The sequence below is a fragment of the Streptomyces sp. SID4985 genome (assembly GCF_009863025.1).
Taxonomy (GTDB): Bacteria; Actinomycetota; Actinomycetes; order Streptomycetales; family Streptomycetaceae; genus Streptomyces.
In genome coordinates, this window is record NZ_WWIR01000044.1 from 40,716 (window position 1) to 56,915 (window position 16,200).

Sequence of the window (16,200 nt, forward strand, 5' to 3'; positions counted from 1 at the left end):
AGTAAGCCTTGTCGAACTCAACTGGCCTTGCGTGGCACATAGTTGCCTTTGCGGCCTCAGAACGCCTTGTCGAGGTCGGCCTTGGCGTTGGCGCTCGTGTACTGGCTGTCCTGGATGACGATGTCCTCGCCGACCGGCTTGCCCTGGGTGAAGGAGTCGAGCGTCGAGAAGGCGAGCGGCCCGAAGCGCGGGTTGGACTCGATGACGGCGCTGATCCAGCCGTCCGCGATGCCCTGGACGGCGTTGCGGGTGCCGTCGATCGTCACGATCTTCACGGCGCCGGGCTTCTTGCCCGCGCCCTTGAGGGCGTTGACGGCGCCGAGGCCCATCTCGTCGTTCTCGGCGTAGATCGCCTTGATGCCGGGCTTGGACTGGATGAGCTGCTCGGTGACCGACTGGCCCTTCTCGCGGGTGAACTCGCCGGTCTGCTTGAAGACGACCTTGAGTCCGGGGGCCTTGGCCTTGATCTGCTCCTCGAAGCCCTGGGTGCGCTCGGTGGTGACGTTGTTGCCCGCCGCGCCGAGCAGGATGGCGATCTCGCCCTTGCCGCCGGTGGCCTCGATGAGCTGATCGGCGGCGCGCCGGCCCTGCTGGACGAAGTCGGAGCCGATGAAGCTCACGTAGTCCTTGCAGGGGGTGGCGTTGATCTGGCGGTCGATGGTGATGATCGGGATCTTCTTGGCGCGGGCGGACTGGAGCACCGGGTCCCAGCCGTCGGAGTTGAGCGGGGCGATGACGAGGAGCTTGGCGCCCTTGGCGATGAGGTCCTGCACGTCGCTGATCTGCTTGGAGAACTGCGACTGGGCGTTGGCGGTGAGCAGTTTGATGCCGCGCTTCTTCGCCTCGGCCTTGATGGAGGCGGTCTCCGCGATGCGGAAGGGGTTGGCCTCCTTCTCCGACTGCGAGAAGCCGACGACCGTCTTCGACAGGTCCAGCTTGTCGGCGCCGTAGTCGCCGATCGCGCAGGTCTTGCCGCCGCTGCTCTCGGCGACCTGCTTCCCGGCGTCGTTGTTGACGGCGGTGCTGCCCGGAGAGGCTTTGTCGTCCTCGGACTTGGTGCAGGCGGCGACGAGCGCCAGGCTGGCGGTGAGACCCACGGCGAGGATGGTTCTGGTGGTGCTGCGGGAGTGCGGCTTCATGCGGATTACCCCACTTCGGGACTGCGGAAGGCCGGTCCGGCGGTGACCAGATCAGGAGCTTTTTACATCGTTGCAAGGGCCGTGTAAACACCTCGGACAGCACGTCACCCAACCGCAATCCGGGCCAACTCACCCTTGCCGCACGGCATTTGCGCTGGTCAGCTTGTGCGGACGCGCCGTCCGAGGGTGCTCTCACGCTCCACGAGCGTGAAGCCGGGCTGGAGTTGGCGGGCCGGTCGGGGCGCCTCGTGGTTCTGCTCGCCCTTGAGCCGGCCGACCACGGACTCGACGGCGAGGCGGGCGATGGCCACCTTGTCCGGGGAGACGGTGGTGAGGGTGACGGCGCCGTAGCGCGACTCGGTGATGTCGTCGAAGCCGACCACGGCCACGTCCTCGGGGATGCGCAGGCCGCGCTCGAAGAGCACGCGCATCGCGCCGAGGGCGATCAGGTCGTTGTAGGCGAACACCCCGTCCGGCTGTTCCCCGGCGTCGAGCAGCGCGGCCATGGCCCGCGCGCCGTCCTCGTGGCCCCAGCCCCGGGTGGTGGCCACGAGGCGTTCGTCGGCGACTAGTCCGGAGGCGGCCAGCTCCGCCTGCCAGCCGATGAACCGCAGGTGGGCGGGCTGGTGGAGGCGGTCCTGGCGGGCGCCGAGGAAGGCGATGCGACGCCGTCCGAGGGAGAGGAGGTGGCGCACCGCGGCGCGGGCGGCGGCGATGTTGTCGATGACGATGTGGTCGTAGGGCAGGTCGTAGCGGCGCTCCCCCAGCAGGACGAGGGGCGCGTCGTCGCTGCGGGCGGCGAGGTCCTCGGTCTCCAGCTCCAACGGGCTGAGGATCAGCCCGTCCATGACGCGGGCCCGGAAGCCCTGGCAGACCAGGATCTCCTGTTCGCGCAGGCCCTGGGTGTGGTCGAGGAGCACGGTGTACTCATGCTGGGCGGCGGCGTCGATGACGGCGCCGGCCAGCTCCGCGAAGTAGGAGTTGCCGAGTTCGGGCACGGCCAGGCCGATGATTCCGGTGCGTCCTTTACGCAGGTGACGAGCGGTCAGATTCGGCCGGTAGCCGAGTTCGTCGATGGCCTGCTGGACGCGTGCCCGCATGGCCGGTGTGACGTGCGGATAGTCGTTGACCACATTGGAGACGGTCTTCACGGAGACCCCCGCACGTTCGGCCACGTCCTTCAGGCTCACGCGCATCTGCTGTCCTCCCACGCCTCGTGTCAGACACCTGGACAGGGCGCAGGAGGCGTGTTCTCATGCCAACTGCCCTTGTTTCCAACGTTATACAAGATGTTCCGAAGCACGGGCAGAGCACGCACCCGCAACTCCGTTTCCCACCGGAGGTACTCGTGCAACCACCATTCCCCCGCCGCAGAGTCCGCCCCGGCCGCTGGCTGGCCTCCGCGTTCACCGCCATGGCGCTGGTGCTGGCCGGAGCGGTCGGCTCCAAGGCCGCGCCCTCGGAGCCCCGGGCGTCCGAGGCACCCGTCGCCCATGGACTCAAGGGCGAGTACTACACCCAAACCGCCCCCGGCGCCTTCGACTTCGGCGCCCTCAAGGCGACGAGCTTCGATCCGAGTCTCGACTTCCCCGACCTCGAACCGCGTCTGAAGGCCCGCACCGGCCAGCAGGACGACGTGAGTGTGCGCTGGACCGGCAAGCTCACACCCACCGCGAGCGGTGCCCATGTCTTCTCGATCATGGGCGACAACGGTTTCCGGCTCTGGATCGACGGCAAGTCGGTCATAGACCACTGGGTCGACGACTGGGACCGGGAGCAGACCTCGGCCCCCGTCACCCTGGAGGCGGGCCACGCCTACGACTTCAAGGTCGAGTACTTCGAGCACTACGGCGGCTCGAACCTCCATGTGCGCTGGACGCCGCCCGGCGGCAGTAAGCAGGCGATCCCGCAGTCGGCGTTCACGCTGCCCGACGGGTTCACCTACAACGGCCCCCACAGCGCGGCCATCCAGCCCGACGGCAAGACCCTCGTGCTGAACTTCGACCGGCCGCTCGCCGCTCCCCCGGCCGGCTTCGACAGCCACCTCGACATCGATGTCGGCGGCTCGGCGTGGCCGCGCGGCGCCGCCCATCTGGACGCCTCCGACCCGGCCAAGCTGGTCGTCCCGCTCACCGAGCCGGTGGTCGGCGGTCACGGCGGTTACGCCGACCTCCGCTACGACGGCAAGGGCGGCCTGACCGAGACCGACGGCACCGCCGTCAGCGACTTCTGGAGCACGGGCACCAACGGCTCGACGTACCAGCTGCGCACCAAGTGGGCCGACCAGGTGAGCGCGAAGAACGCCCACCCGGAGTACCCGCGCCCGCAGTTGACCCGCGACGCGTGGAAGAACCTCAACGGCACCTGGGAGTTCGCCGGGGCCAAGGCGGGCGAACTGCCGCCCACGGGCCGGAAGCTGGCCGAGAAGATCCTCGTCCCGTACCCGGTGGAGTCCCAGCTCTCCGGGATCGAACGGCACGAGGACCGCATGTGGTACAGGCGGACCTTCACCGTGCCGTCCGACTGGCGCGCGCACGGGCAGCGGCTCCAGCTGAACTTCGACGCCGTGGACTGGCAGGCCGAGGTGTACGTCAACGGCCGCAAGGTCGGTGAGCACAAGGGCGGTTACGACCGGTTCAGCATCGATGTGACGGACGCGCTGAAGCGGTCCGGCTCGCAGGAGCTGATTGTCGGCGTCTACGACCCGACCGACTCGGCCAACGGCGAGAACCCGCCGATCGGCAAGCAGCGGCTCGACCCCAGCGGCATCTGGTACACGCCGAGTTCGGGCATCTGGCAGACGGTGTGGATGGAGCCGGTCGCCCGCGACCACGCCTCGGACGTGAAGACCACCCCGGATCTCGCCACGAGTTCGGTCGCGGTGGACGTGCGCGGGGTGCGCGACGGCGTGCCGGTCACGGCCATCGCCTACGACGGCCACCGCGAGGTGGGCCGCACGCACGGCACCACCGGTACGGCGCTGAAGGTACGGGTGCCGCACCCGCACACCTGGACGCCGGACGACCCGCATCTGTACCAGCTCAAGGTCACCGTGGGCCGGGGCGCCTCGGCCGACCGGGTGAACAGCTACTTCGGTATGCGCTCCATCGAGGTCAAGACGGTGAACGGCAAGCAGCGCACCCTGCTCAACGGCAAGCCGGTCTACCTGATGGCTACGCTCGACCAGGGCTTCTGGCCCGACGGTCTCCACACGGCCCCGACCGACGAGGCCCTCGCCTACGACCTCAAGGTGCACAAGGAGCTGGGCTACAACTCGGTGCGCAAGCACATCAAGGTCGAGCCCGACCGCTGGTACTACTGGGCGGACAAGCTGGGCCTGCTGATCTGGCAGGACATGCCGGCGATGAACACGGTCAACCCGTCGGCGGCCGCGCGCACCGAGTACGAGCACGAACTCAAGCAGATGATCCAGCAGCACGACAGCCACCCCTCGGTGGTCATGTGGGTCACCTTCAACGAGGGCTGGGGGCAGTACGACCAGGCCCGGATCGCGGACTACGCCAAGTCCCTCGACCCGACCCGGCTGGTCAACAACATGAGCGGCCTCAACTGCTGCGGCGCGGTGGACGGCGGCAACGGCGACATCGCCGACGCCCACGGCTACCCCAGCCCGCAGCTCCCGGCGGCCGACGGCAAACGGGCCCTGGTCAGCGGCGAGTACGGCGGCCTCGGCCTGGGTGTCCCCGGACACGCCTTCCCGGTCCAGATGACCTATGTGGGCGTCACTCCGGAGACCTACACCGATGTGTACCTCGACCGGCTGAAGGAGGTCGAGCAGCTCGCGGCCTGCAAGGGCGGCAACGGCGCCGTGTACACCCAGATCACGGACGTCGAGGGCGAGTTGAACGGGCTGATGACCTATGACCGCAAGGTCCTCAAGCCCGACGCGAAGCGGCTCCGCGCCGCGCACGAGGCGCTGATCAAGGGCGCCGAGAACGGCACGCTCACCTGCACCTCCTGACCGCACGGCCCGCCTCGCCTCCCCGGGGCGGGCCGCGCGTTTCTTCCCCCACTCCTCAGGAGCGCCGTATGCCTCTCGCTCGACGTCATTTCCTCACCGGCGGCGCCCTGGCGCTGAGTTCGGCCGCGCTGTCCGTCCGCCTCGCCCCCGCTGCCGCCGCCGCGGACCGTTGCCCCCGCGCGCTCGCGCCCGCCGCCTTCACCCGGCTGCGCCCCGGCAGCATCACCGCGCGCGGCTGGCTCGCGGGCCAACTCCGGCTTCTGCTGAGCGGGTTGTTCGGGCAGTACGAACAACGCTCGCACTTCCTCGACTTCACCACCACCGGCTGGACGCACCCGGAGAACCCCGGCTGGGAGGAACTGCCGTACTGGCTGAGGGGTTACGTGCCACTCGCCATCGCCACCCGCGACGAGCACGCGCTGGCAAACTCCCGGCGCTGGATCGACGCGGTCCTGGCCACCCAGCAGTCCGACGGCTTCTTCGGGCCCCGCGCACTGCGCACCTCGCTGGACGGCGGCCCCGACTTCTGGCCGTTCCTCCCGCTGTTGATGGCACTGCGCACCTGGGAGGAGTACAGCGGCGACGCGCGGATCGTGCCGTTCCTGACCCGCTTTTTGACCTTCATGAACGCGCAGGGCAAGGGCGCGTTCGACCACAGCTGGGTCTCCTACCGCTGGGGCGACGGCCTGGACCTCGCCCTGTGGCTGTACGACCGCACGGGCGACGCCTTCCTCCTCGACCTGGCCGACAAGATGCACGGCTACGGCGCCGTCTGGACCGGCGCCCTGCCCACCCCGCACAACGTCAACATCGCACAGGGCTTCCGCGAGGGCGCCCAGTACGCCCGCCGCTCCGGCTCGACGGCCGACACCCGGGCCGCCTACCAGGTCTACGACCAAGTCATGGGCTCCTACGGCCAGTTCCCCGGCGGCGGATTCGCGGGCGACGAGAACATCCGCCCCGGGTTCGGCGATCCCCGCCAGGGCTTCGAGACCTGCGGCATCGTGGAGTTCATGGCCAGCCACGAGCTGCTGACCCGGATCACGGGCGATCCGGTGTGGGCCGACCGCTGCGAGGAACTGGCCTTCAATCTGCTACCTGCGGCCCTCGACCCCGCGGGCCGCGCGGTGCACTACATCACCAGCGCGAACAGCGTCGACCTCGACAACAGGACGAAGACGCAAGGGCAGTTCCAGAACGGCTTCGCCATGCAGTCCTTCCAGCCGGGCGTCGACCAGTACCGCTGCTGCCCCCACAACTACGGCATGGGCTGGCCGTACTTCAACGAGGAACTCTGGCTCGCGGCACCCGGCCGCGGACTGGCCGCCGCCCTCTACTCCCCCTGCACGGTGCGCGCGACGGTGGCGGGCGGCACCGAGGTCACGATCACCGAGGACACCGACTACCCCTTCGGGGAGACCGTCCGCCTCTCCCTCGCGACCCCGCGCCGGGTGCGCTTCCCGCTCCACCTGCGGGTGCCGGGGTGGTGTTCCGATCCTCAACTCACCGTGAACGGCAAGGCTTTCGCGGCGACACCGGGTCCTTCCTTCACCGTGGTGGACCGGCAGTGGTCGGACGGCGACACGGTGACGCTGAAGCTCCCCCAGCGCACCGTGCTGCGTACCTGGAGCGCAGGGCAGGACGCGGTGAGCGTCGAGCGCGGTCCTCTCACCTACGCCCTGCGGATCGGCGAGAGCTATGTGCGCTACGCGGGCGACGACGCCTTCCCCGAGTACGAGGTGCACGCCACCACGCCCTGGAACTACGGCCTGGTTCCCGGCAGCACCCCCGAGTTCACCCGCAGCGGTGGCCCTGTCGCGGCCAACCCCTTCACCCAGGAGGGCACGCCCGTGCGGATGACGGCGCGGGCGCGCCGCGTCGCCGAGTGGGTCGCGGACGACGAGCACGTGGTCGCCCCGCTCCAGCGGAGCCCGGCCCGCTCCGACGCTCCCGTGGAGAGCGTCACGCTCGTCCCGATGGGCGCGGCCCGGCTCCGGATCAGCAGCTTCCCGACCGCCGCGCCGGACGGCCGCCCCTGGACACCGGAACCGCCCTTCCGGCGCGTCCAGAACAAGCACAGCGGCAAGGTGCTCGCCGTGGACAACATGTCCACCGCCAACAGCGCGCGGGTGGTGCAGTACGACAACACGCCCACCGGCGATCACGCCTGGCAGCTGGTCGACCGGGGCGACGGCTGGTTCCTCGTCCGCAACGGGCACAGCGGCAAGGTGCTGGGCGTGGACGGCATGTCCACGGCCGACAGCGCGATCGTCGTCCAGTACGAGGACAACGGCACCGACGACCATCTGTGGCGCCGGGTGGACAAGGGCGACGGCTGGTTCCTCCTGCTGAACAAGCACAGCGGGAAGGTGCTCGGCGTGTCGGGGATGTCCACGGCGAACAGCGCGCAGGTGGTGCAGTTCGCGGACAACGGCACGGACGACCATCTGTGGCGGTTGCTGTAGGCGGTGGACCGTACGTCAGGCAGGGAGTCCCGCCGTACGTCAGGTCGGGAGTCCCGGTCGGCTCACCGGGACTCCTCCAGCACGTCGCACTCCAGGAACGACGGCGGATTGGTGCACAGCGCCGCCATGCGCTCGGCGAACTCGCGGGACTCGGGGTTCTGGCGGCTGCGCGCGGCCTCGTCGAAGGAGTCGAACTGGAGGACCTCGTAGTAGCGGTTCGGCTGGTTGCGGTCCTTGAGGACGGCCTGGTAGCTGGGGCCGTGCTCCTTGCTGCCGAAACGTTCCTCGATCTTCATGGCCAGGGTGCGCATCTCGTCGATGCGGTCGGTCTCGAAGGCGATGATCTGGACGAATTTCTGCGCTGCCACTGTTCCTCCAGCCGGCCGTGCGCCCCCGGGCGGGGATCGCTCAGCACCCAACGAAACACGGGCGGCACGGGTCGGCAATTCGTCACGGGGCGTTCCCAGGGGCGTTCGCCGGGCGGGGCGCGGGAGTTACGGGGGTGGCGGGGCGGGGCGTTCGGCCGGACGGGTGGCGTACCTCCCCGCGGAGATGGGTGTCATACCCGCCGTATATGGGTGTCGGCACCGATGGTGGGCGCCGCGCGGCCCGTGCGACCGTGTCATGACACGTGACCTCGACCAGGGGAAGGCGGTGGCCCGTGGGACATGCCGATGCCCTGCTCGCCATGGGCGGCGCCTTCCTGGCCGCCGCGTTCCTCGCCCGCCTCGGCGCCAGAATCGGCGTGCCGACCATTCCGCTGTTCATGCTGGCCGGTCTGCTGCTCGGTCCCCACACCCCCGGTCTGGTCCTGGTGTCGGACCCGCACGACTTCGAGATGCTGTCCGCGCTGGGGCTCGTGCTGCTGCTGTTCTACCTGGGGCTGGAGTTCCAGCTGAAAGATCTCCGCCGGGGCGGCAGACGGCTGCTCACGGCGGGCGGGATCTATCTGCTGCTGAACGTGGGCGCGGGCCTCGGCTTCGGGTTCGCGCTCGACTGGGGTGCGCGGGAGGCGCTGGTGCTGGCCGGTGTGCTCGGCATCTCGTCCTCCGCCATCGTCACCAAGATCCTCATCGATCTGGGCCGGATCAGCCGCCCGGAGACGCGGCTCATCCTCGGCGTGATCGTGGTCGAGGATCTCTTCCTGGCGCTGTATCTCGCCGCGCTCCAGCCGGTCATCGGCGGCGCCGAGGGCGTCACGGAGACGATCCTCCAGGCGGCGAAGGCGTTCGCGTTCCTGCTGGTGCTGGCGGCCGCCGCCCGCTACGGCACCCGGCTCGTGGGGCGTCTGATCCGGGTCAGGGACAACGAACTGCTGGTGATCAGCTTCCTCGGCGCGGCCGTCCTGGTCGCCGGGGTCTCCGAGCTGCTGGGGGTCGCGGACGCCATCGGCGCGTTCATGGTGGGCCTGATCCTGGCCGGCACCTCGTCCGGGCCGCGCATCAGACAGCTGGTGCATCCGCTGCGCGACGCGTTCGGGGCGATCTTCTTCTTCGCCTTCGGGCTGACCCTGGACCCCGCCCGGCTCGCTTCCGTGGCCGGTCCGGTCGCCGCGGCGGCGGCCCTGACCATCGTCATGAACGTCATCGCCGGACTGCTCGTCGCCCGCTCCTACGGCTACGGCCCCGAACACGCCGCCGACATCGCGACGACCTTGGTCGCGCGCGGGGAGTTCGCACTGATCCTGGCCGCCATGGCGGTGGGCGCGGGCCTCGACGGACGGCTGCCGTCGTTCATCGCCGGATACGTCCTCGTACTGGCTGTGCTCGGACCGGTGATCGCGGCGCGGGCGCATCTGCTCGCGCGAGTGCTGGGCGCGCTCGGCTTCGTGGGGCGGCCCGCGGAGGCTGCCGAGCCGGTGGGGGTGGCGGAGGCGGAAGCGGCGGACACGCGCGCGTACAGCGAGACGCGGGCTTCGGCAGAGCAGTCGTCGGCAGAGGAGTCGTCGGCGGAGACCGTGGGAGCCGACGCCGAGCGTTAGGGCGTCAGGGAGTCGGGGCAGGGAGTCGGGTCAGGGTTCGATCAGGCCGACGCGGATGGCGTAGCGGGTGAGCTCCAGACGGTCCTTGAGGCCGAGTTTCTGGAGCAGGTTGGCGCGGTGGCGTTCGACGGTCTTGGGGCTGATGACGAGGATGTCGGCGATCTGCTGCGAGGTGTGGCCCTCGGCGACGAGCTTGAGGATCTCCTCCTCGCGGCCGGTGATCACGCGGGACGGCAGCGTGCGGCCGTCCCTCACCCGGTCGAGGTAGTCGCGGATCAGGGCGTTGACGGCACCGGGGTAGAGGAAGGGCTCGCCGCGCATGGTGGCGCGGCAGGCTTCGACGAGGTCCCGGTCGGCCACGGACTTGAGGACGTAGCCGGAGGCACCGGCGGCCAGGGCCTCGAAGAAGAACTGCTCGTTGTCGTACATCGTCAGGATGAGGATGCGGGTCTCCGGCTGGGTGCGGGACAGCTCGCGGGCGGCCTGGAGGCCGGTCAGCCGGGGCATGGCGATGTCGAGGACGGCCAGGTCGGGCCGGAGTGCGCGGGCCTGGGCCAGGGCTTCGGCGCCGTCGTCCGCCTCGGCGACGACAGTGAGGTCGGGTTCGCCCTCCAGGATGAGGCGGACGCCGCGCCGTACCAGTGCGTGGTCGTCGGCGAGCAGGATGCGGGTGGGGACCGGGTCGGTCATGGCAGCGGCTCCGGACGGGGGCGGTGGCTGCGGACGGGGACGGTGAGGTGGACTTCGGTGCCGTCGCCGTCGGGGCCCGGTCCTACGGCCAGGTCGGCGCCGATGAGCAGCGCGCGCTCCCGCATTCCCCTGAGACCCGCGCCCTCGGGTGCGCCGCCGGTGCCACGTCCGTCGTCGCGGACGCGCAGTTCGACCCCGGCGGGGGTGTGCCGGAGGGTGAGTTCGGCGTGGTGGGCGCGGGCGTGCCGGGCGACGTTGGTGAGTCCTTCCTGGGCGACGCGGTAGAGGACGAGTTCGCTCTCGTGGCCGAGCGGGGGCAGGTCGGCGCCGAGCTGGTGGCGGACGGTGAGGCCGGGTCCGGAGAACTCGGCGGCGAGGGCCTTGAGGGCGCTGGTCAGGCCGAGTTCGTCCAGGACGCCGGGGCGCAGTCGGCGGGCGATGCGGCGGACCTCGTCGAGTCCGGCCCGGGTGGTCTCCTGCACCTGCTGGAGCTCCTCGCGCAGTCCGGGCGCGGCCTGGCGGGCGGCGCGGTTGAGTTCGAGCAGGACGGCGGTGAGGGTCTGGCCGACCTCGTCGTGGAGTTCCTGGGCCACGCGGTGGCGTTCGGCCTCCTGGGCGGAGAGGGCGCGGGCGCTACTGGTGGCCCGCTCGTCCTCCAGGCGGTCGAGCATGGCGTTGAAGACGGTGATCAGCTCGGCGATCTCGCCGTGCCCGCCGACCGGCGGCCGCACGCCGGGCCGGAGCAGGTCGGCCGTGGTCATGGCGCGGGACAGGCGCTGCAGCGGGGCGAGGTTGATGCGCAGCAGTACGGCGTTGGCGACGAGCATGGCCGCGAGTCCGGCGGTGAGGATCGCGGCCTCGGTGAGCAGGACGGGGGTGGAGACGGTGACGGGGCCGAGCAGCAGGGCGGCGGCCGCGACGAGGACGGCGGCGTTGAGCAGGAAGATCCGCCAGAACAGGGGCATCGCGGGGCACCTCCTCCGGGGCTCGCGGTCGGGGGCGGTCCGGGTTTCTCGGGGTTCGGTCTCGGGGTTGCTGGGGGGGCGCGGTCGGCCGCTGGTGGGGGCCTCATCGTCCAGCGTGGGTGCGGTGCGGACGGGCCGCCATCCGTGACGGCCCCCATCCGGGGGCTCGGGCGCGTCCCCCGCGCCTGTCCCCCACACGAGTGGCCACCCGGCCCCGCGACCCCGAGGTGGTGAGGGGTGGACTCCGGGGCGAATGGGGGTCGTACCCGATGGTGGCGGAGGGCCGGTGGGGCGAATCCTGGTGGTGCGCGGAGATCCGCGTGCAGGACCGGTCGGCTAGCGCGAGGCGAGGAGGAGTCATGACCCCGTACGACGACGAGGTGCTGCTCGGCCGTGCCGCTCCCCGGTTCTCGGCCGGGGCGCGCGTCCCCCGTCCGCCCCACCGCGCCCGGTACTGGTGGGTGCTGGTCGCCGGAGGTGCGCTGCTGGCGGCGGGGATCGTGCTGGCGGAGGCGCTGCTGATCGCGGCAGGGCTGGTCCTCGGCGGCGTCGCGGGGCATCTGCTCGATCCGGCCCGCATACGCCCGCGCTCAGCCGGCCGGTCCCGGCTCGGTCTTGTTCAGTTCGGCGGTGAACTGCGCGCCGGTGAGCAGCGCCAGGTTGGACAGCCACAGCCAGATCAGGAAGACCACGGACCCGGCGAGAGAGCCGTAGAGACGGCTGTAGGTGCCGAGAGCGGAGGCATACAGGGCGAAGGCGCCCGAGGCGGTGAGCCAGAGGGCCGCCGCGAGGAAACCGCCGGGCAGCGAATGCCTGCGCCTGCGGGCGGGCGCAGGGCCGGTACGAAAGACGACCACGACGAGAACGACCGCCAGACACAGCAGCAGCGGCCAGCGCAGCAGGCGCCAGACCAGGGCGGCCGTCGCGCCGAGACCGAAGAAGGAGCCGACGGCCTCCGCGCCGGGACCGGTGAGCAACAGGACCAGCGGGCCCGCGACGAGCAGCCCGAGCAGGGCCAGCGCGGTCAGGACGATGCGGTGCGCGCGCCGCCAGGGCGAACGCCGGTCCTCCATGCGGTACATCCGGTGCAGGGCGCGCCGGAAGACGGCCAGATAGCTGGAGGCGGACCACAGGGCGCTGACGGTTCCCGTGACGAGCAGGGGCCAGACCGCCGAGTCGGCGCGCAGCATCCGGGCCAGCGTGTCGTGGAGTTCGCCGCCGGACTCGGCGGGGGCGTACGCCGCGACCTGGGCGATGAACCGCTCGGCCGTGCCGGGGCTGAACAACGCGGTGGCGATGACCGTCACGAGCATGGCGGGCAGCACGGTCAGGATCGCGTAGTAGGTCAGCGCGGCGGCGTGGTCGGACACGTCGTCCCGCCACATGGCCACCGGGGTGCGACGCAGCGCGGCTCCCCAGGTCGCGGCCCGGGAAGCGGAGGTGGTACCGGGGCGGGAGGCGTCGGGCGCCCGGTGTTCAACGGACATGCGGTACCCGGTGGGATCGGTGGCTGAGCCGGACTCGGCTGTGGACGGTACAGGGCGCGGTGGCGGATACGGCGCGCCCGATGAGCCTGGTCAGGCCGGGCAGCACGGCGGCGGGGGTGGTCCCCGGCCGGAGCCACAGATGCAGCCGGACCGTGAGCCCCCCGCGTGAGGAGATCACCCGGGTACGGCAGCGGGCGACACCCCGCAGGGCCGCCGCGTCATGGTTGAGGGCGTCCTCCAGGGCGCGGGTGCGGACGGTGCCGCCGGTGCCGGGCAGGGACAGCAGGGAACTGCCGCCGACGCTGAACTGACGAGCACACCAGAGCGCGCACAGCGCCGTCGCGGCGAACGACCCGGCCATGACACCGGGCGCCCACCAGCCCTGCGCCCGCAGTCCGTCGAGGCGGGCGCTGGTCAGGAACGCGTGAGGGGCGGCCGGTACGGGCAGCCGCCCGGCCACCGGAGCACCGTTACCGCTCAGCGCGAGCCAGGAACCACCGACCAGCAGAGCCATGCCGGTGACAGCGAGGGCGGTGCGGTTGAGGAGGGAGCGGAAGGTCTGCATCAGAGGTCGCCTCCCACGAGGGCGTGGGTGGGCGGGGTGGCGAGGGTGGCCGATGACGCGGGAGCCCGTGCGGGTGCTGGGGTGTCTGCGGGAGCCCGAGTCGGCGCGGGTGCCGGAGTCGGCGCGGGTGTCGGAGTCGGTGCAGGCACTGCGCCCCGTCCCCGCCGATGCCGTGCCGTGACCCGCAGCCGGAGTTGCCGACGCAGCCCGCAGTCGGTCAGGACCTGGTCGGCGGCCCGCGTGATCCGACGTTGGGCGGTGGTGCGGTCGCCCGAGGTCAGGTCGGCGCGTACGGTCGCGCGGCGGCGTCGGACGCGCGTCCTCGTCCCGGTGACGCCGTCGGTTCCGGTGGCGGCGTCACGGAGCAGGGCGGCGACGGCCGACCGGTCGATCGCGAGGTCGGTGCCCGGGGCGGGTGAGGCGGTGGTGAGGAGGTTGCGGCGGCCGGGAGTGACGGCGAGGAGGAGCAGGCAGGCGCCGAGGAGCGCGCAGGAGATGCCCGCGACGGTGACGAGCGGTTCGCCGGGGCCGTGGCCGTAGAGCCAGTGCAGGGTGCCGGTGCGCCAGGCGGCGGCCGGGCGGTGTCCGGTGTGGACGAGGATCAGGTCGGCGGCGAGGAGGCCGAAGGCCAGGGTGGCGAGGAGGGTGAGGATGCCCATGGGCAAGCGGCGCTGGGCCCACCAGCGGCGGGGCGGCCGGGAGCCGGGCGAGGATGCATCGGCAGGGGCCGGTGAGGGACCGGACGGCACCGGACCGGAGGCGGGGGCGGGGGCGGGGGTGAGCGTGGTGACGCCGATGCGCACCCGGGACACGTCGAGACCGGTCAGTTCGGTGGTGCGGGCGGTCACCTGGTCCTGGATACGGCGGACCAGCGGGGCGAGGGGCTCCGGGTAGGGCAGGGCGACGTCGAGCGCGATCTCGGTGCGGCGTCCGTGGACGGCGGCCGCGCTGTCGGTGACGCGTACGGTGCCGTCGGGGTGTGCCTCGGTGGCCGCCCGGCCGGCGATCCGGCGGACGGCCTGTTCCGAGACCGCGGCGGTGCCGCGGGGGTGGGGCTCGGTCATCGACGGCCCCGCTGGAAGGTGTCCCGCAGGTCCCGGGCGCGCCCGCCGCCGTCGACCCAGTGGCCCACCGCCCAGCCGAGGGCGCCGAGCGCGGCCACGAGCACGAACGCGCCGAAGCCGCCGAACCAGCCCGCGAACGCCAGCGCCAGGCCGGCGATCATTCCCATCAGCGCTCTGTCCATCTTCCGTCTCCTCTTCGTCCGGCCGGTCGTCGCCGTCCGGGCCGGTCGTTCCCACCCGCGACCGCTCGGTCCGCCGGGGCCGGTGCCGGGTCACGCCACACGCGGCGTGGTCTCCGGCTCGGGTTCGTCGTCGTCGGGGAGGTGCACGTCGTTGACGGCGATGTTCACCTCGACGACCTCCAGTCCGGTGATGCGTTCCACGGCGTGGATCACGTTCTCGCGGACGTCGCGCGCGACCTCGCCGATCGGTACGCCGTACTCCACGACCAGGTCGAGGTCGATGGCGGTCTGCTTCTCGCCGACCTCGACCTTGACGCCCCGGCCGACGTTCGAGCCGCCGCCGGGCACCCGGTCGCGGACGGCGCCGATGGTGCGGGACAGGCCGCCGCCCATGGCGTGCACGCCGGGTATCTCGCGTGCGGCCGTACCGGCGATCTTGACGACGACGACGTCCGCGATGGAGGTCTTGCCGCGCGTGGCGGCCGGTTCACCGATGCCGGTTTGGCCGGCGGTGAGGTCGGTGGCCGCCCGCTGCGACTCGCCGGGGCGGCCCGTCTCTGCGTTGGAGATGCTCATGACCAGGTCCTCTCGGTGGTCCGGTGTGTCCTCTGTTCCCTTGAACGTGTTCCCTCGGACCCGGCCGGACCACAGGTGTGAGGCAGATTCCCCGAATTCGTCCACTGATGCGTCCTCCTGCGGGGTGACGTGCGAAGAGCAGTCCGCCGGTGGTGCATCCGCGGCGCGTGCGGGGGCGAAGTAGGGGCATGAGGCGGAAATGGCCCGAGCCCGCCGGGAACGCACTCGTCACGGCGGCGGGTCCGGGCCCCGCCGTGCTCTGGGAGGACCGTTGTGAAGGAAGCCGTGTACATCGGCGGGAACCCGGCGGCCGAGCCCGATCTGGAGCGGCTGCTGCACGAGGTGGCGCTGGGCGACCAGGAGGCGTTCGCCGCGGTCTACGACACGGTCGCCGGGCCGGTGCTCGGGGTGGTCCGCGCGGTGCTGCGCGACCGGGCGCAGTCGGAGGAGGTCGCGCAGGACGTGCTGGTGGAGGTGTGGCGCACCGCCCCGCGCTACCGGCCCGAGCGGGGCACCGCCATCAACTGGATCCTCACCCTCGCCCACCGGCGCGCCGTCGACCGGGTGCGCTCGGTCGAGGCGGCGGCCGCCCGCGACACGAGGGCGGCGCTGCTGGACCGCACGCCCGAGTACGACGAGGTGACCGAGCAGGTGGAGACGCGGCTGGAACAGGAGCAGGTGCGGCGGTGTCTGCGTACGCTGACGGAGCTTCAGCGGCAGTCGCTGACGCTCGCCTACTACCGGGGGCTGACGTACCGCCAGGTGGCGGAGGCGCTCGCGCTGCCGCTCGGCACGGTGAAGACGCGCCTGCGCGACGGGCTGATCCGGATGCGCGACTGTCTCGGGGTGTCCGCGTGAGCACGGCCGATCCGCACACCCTGACCGGTGCCTACGCGCTGGACGCCCTGGACGACGACGAGCGCACCGGTGTCGAACGGCATCTGGCCCACTGCGCGTCCTGCGCGCTGGAGGTCGCGGAGTTCGAGGCGACGGCGGCGCGGCTGGGGCTCGCCGCGACGGTTCCGGTGCGGCCCGCGCTGCGCGCGGAGGTACTGCGCCGGATCGCCTCGGTGCGTCAGGTGACGCCCGGCACCGCTCCGGCCG

At 71.6% G+C, this 16,200-nt stretch carries 15 protein-coding genes; 5 read left to right on the top strand and 10 right to left on the bottom strand.

The annotated features are described in order from the left end of the window. Positions 1 to 56: 56 nt before the first annotated feature. Both GTW40_RS02035 and GTW40_RS02040 read right to left on the bottom strand, forming a co-directional pair. Positions 57 to 1,139 carry an ABC transporter substrate-binding protein gene (locus tag GTW40_RS02035; RefSeq protein ID WP_161178409.1) on the bottom strand — a complete coding sequence of 361 codons (1,083 nt, stop codon included), beginning with the start codon at positions 1,137 to 1,139 and terminating at the stop codon, positions 57 to 59. A gap of 158 nt (positions 1,140 to 1,297) precedes the next feature. Further along, positions 1,298 to 2,335: a LacI family DNA-binding transcriptional regulator gene (locus GTW40_RS02040; protein WP_161178410.1), complete on the bottom strand. Its 1,038-nt coding sequence runs from the start codon at positions 2,333 to 2,335 to the stop codon at positions 1,298 to 1,300. A 218-nt stretch (positions 2,336 to 2,553) separates the two neighbouring features. Here GTW40_RS02040 and GTW40_RS02045 point away from each other — a divergent pair, with 218 nt between their 5' ends. After that, on the top strand, positions 2,554 to 5,121 hold the full coding sequence (locus GTW40_RS02045; protein ID WP_237525287.1) for a PA14 domain-containing protein: 2,568 nt from the start codon (positions 2,554 to 2,556) through the stop codon (positions 5,119 to 5,121). Positions 5,122 to 5,189: 68 nt separating this feature from the next. Next, complete coding sequence (locus GTW40_RS02050; protein ID WP_161178412.1) at positions 5,190 to 7,586, top strand: RICIN domain-containing protein; 2,397 nt, start codon at positions 5,190 to 5,192, stop codon at positions 7,584 to 7,586. A 62-nt stretch (positions 7,587 to 7,648) separates the two neighbouring features. Here the strand turns inward: GTW40_RS02050 and GTW40_RS02055 are convergent, their stop codons facing one another. Then, entirely contained in the window at positions 7,649 to 7,954 is a 306-nt protein-coding gene (locus GTW40_RS02055; RefSeq protein WP_161178413.1) for a hypothetical protein, read from the bottom strand. Between the two features lie 293 nt (positions 7,955 to 8,247). Between GTW40_RS02055 and GTW40_RS02060 the strand changes: the two genes are divergently transcribed. After that, positions 8,248 to 9,567 (top strand): cation:proton antiporter, encoded by a 1,320-nt coding sequence (locus GTW40_RS02060; protein WP_161178414.1) that lies wholly within the window; start codon positions 8,248 to 8,250, stop codon positions 9,565 to 9,567. A gap of 30 nt (positions 9,568 to 9,597) precedes the next feature. Here the strand turns inward: GTW40_RS02060 and GTW40_RS02065 are convergent, their stop codons facing one another. The 7 genes from GTW40_RS02065 to GTW40_RS02090 all read right to left on the bottom strand — a co-directional run bounded on the left by GTW40_RS02065 (position 9,598) and on the right by GTW40_RS02090 (position 15,096). After that, the gene (locus GTW40_RS02065) at positions 9,598 to 10,257 is read right to left on the bottom strand and encodes a response regulator transcription factor (RefSeq protein WP_161178415.1); all 660 of its coding nucleotides are present in this window, start codon (positions 10,255 to 10,257) and stop codon (positions 9,598 to 9,600) included. Further along, positions 10,254 to 11,222 (bottom strand): HAMP domain-containing sensor histidine kinase, encoded by a 969-nt coding sequence (locus GTW40_RS02070; RefSeq protein WP_161178416.1) that lies wholly within the window; start codon positions 11,220 to 11,222, stop codon positions 10,254 to 10,256. The genes GTW40_RS02065 and GTW40_RS02070 overlap by 4 nt, the downstream gene beginning before the upstream one ends. 590 nt (positions 11,223 to 11,812) lie before the next feature. Then, positions 11,813 to 12,709, bottom strand: coding sequence for a YihY/virulence factor BrkB family protein (locus GTW40_RS02075; protein WP_161178417.1), 897 nt, complete (start codon positions 12,707 to 12,709; stop codon positions 11,813 to 11,815). Then, entirely contained in the window at positions 12,699 to 13,274 is a 576-nt protein-coding gene (locus GTW40_RS02080; RefSeq protein ID WP_161178418.1) for a hypothetical protein, read from the bottom strand. Before GTW40_RS02080 ends, GTW40_RS02075 begins: the two co-directional genes overlap by 11 nt. After that, positions 13,274 to 14,338, bottom strand: coding sequence for a DUF6286 domain-containing Asp23/Gls24 family envelope stress response protein (locus tag GTW40_RS02085; protein ID WP_161178419.1), 1,065 nt, complete (start codon positions 14,336 to 14,338; stop codon positions 13,274 to 13,276). Before GTW40_RS02085 ends, GTW40_RS02080 begins: the two co-directional genes overlap by 1 nt. Further along, on the bottom strand, positions 14,335 to 14,520 hold the full coding sequence (locus GTW40_RS32475) for a hypothetical protein (protein ID WP_202485264.1): 186 nt from the start codon (positions 14,518 to 14,520) through the stop codon (positions 14,335 to 14,337). The genes GTW40_RS02085 and GTW40_RS32475 overlap by 4 nt, the downstream gene beginning before the upstream one ends. A gap of 90 nt (positions 14,521 to 14,610) precedes the next feature. Next, on the bottom strand, positions 14,611 to 15,096 hold the full coding sequence (locus GTW40_RS02090) for an Asp23/Gls24 family envelope stress response protein (protein WP_161178420.1): 486 nt from the start codon (positions 15,094 to 15,096) through the stop codon (positions 14,611 to 14,613). Positions 15,097 to 15,369: 273 nt separating this feature from the next. Between GTW40_RS02090 and GTW40_RS02095 the strand changes: the two genes are divergently transcribed. Together GTW40_RS02095 and GTW40_RS02100 are read left to right on the top strand one after the other, a co-directional pair. Further along, on the top strand, positions 15,370 to 15,954 hold the full coding sequence (locus tag GTW40_RS02095; protein ID WP_161178421.1) for a sigma-70 family RNA polymerase sigma factor: 585 nt from the start codon (positions 15,370 to 15,372) through the stop codon (positions 15,952 to 15,954). After that, the coding region (locus tag GTW40_RS02100; RefSeq protein WP_343245598.1) for a zf-HC2 domain-containing protein at positions 15,951 to 16,200 on the top strand (250 nt) is incomplete at its 3' end. The genes GTW40_RS02095 and GTW40_RS02100, both read left to right, overlap by 4 nt.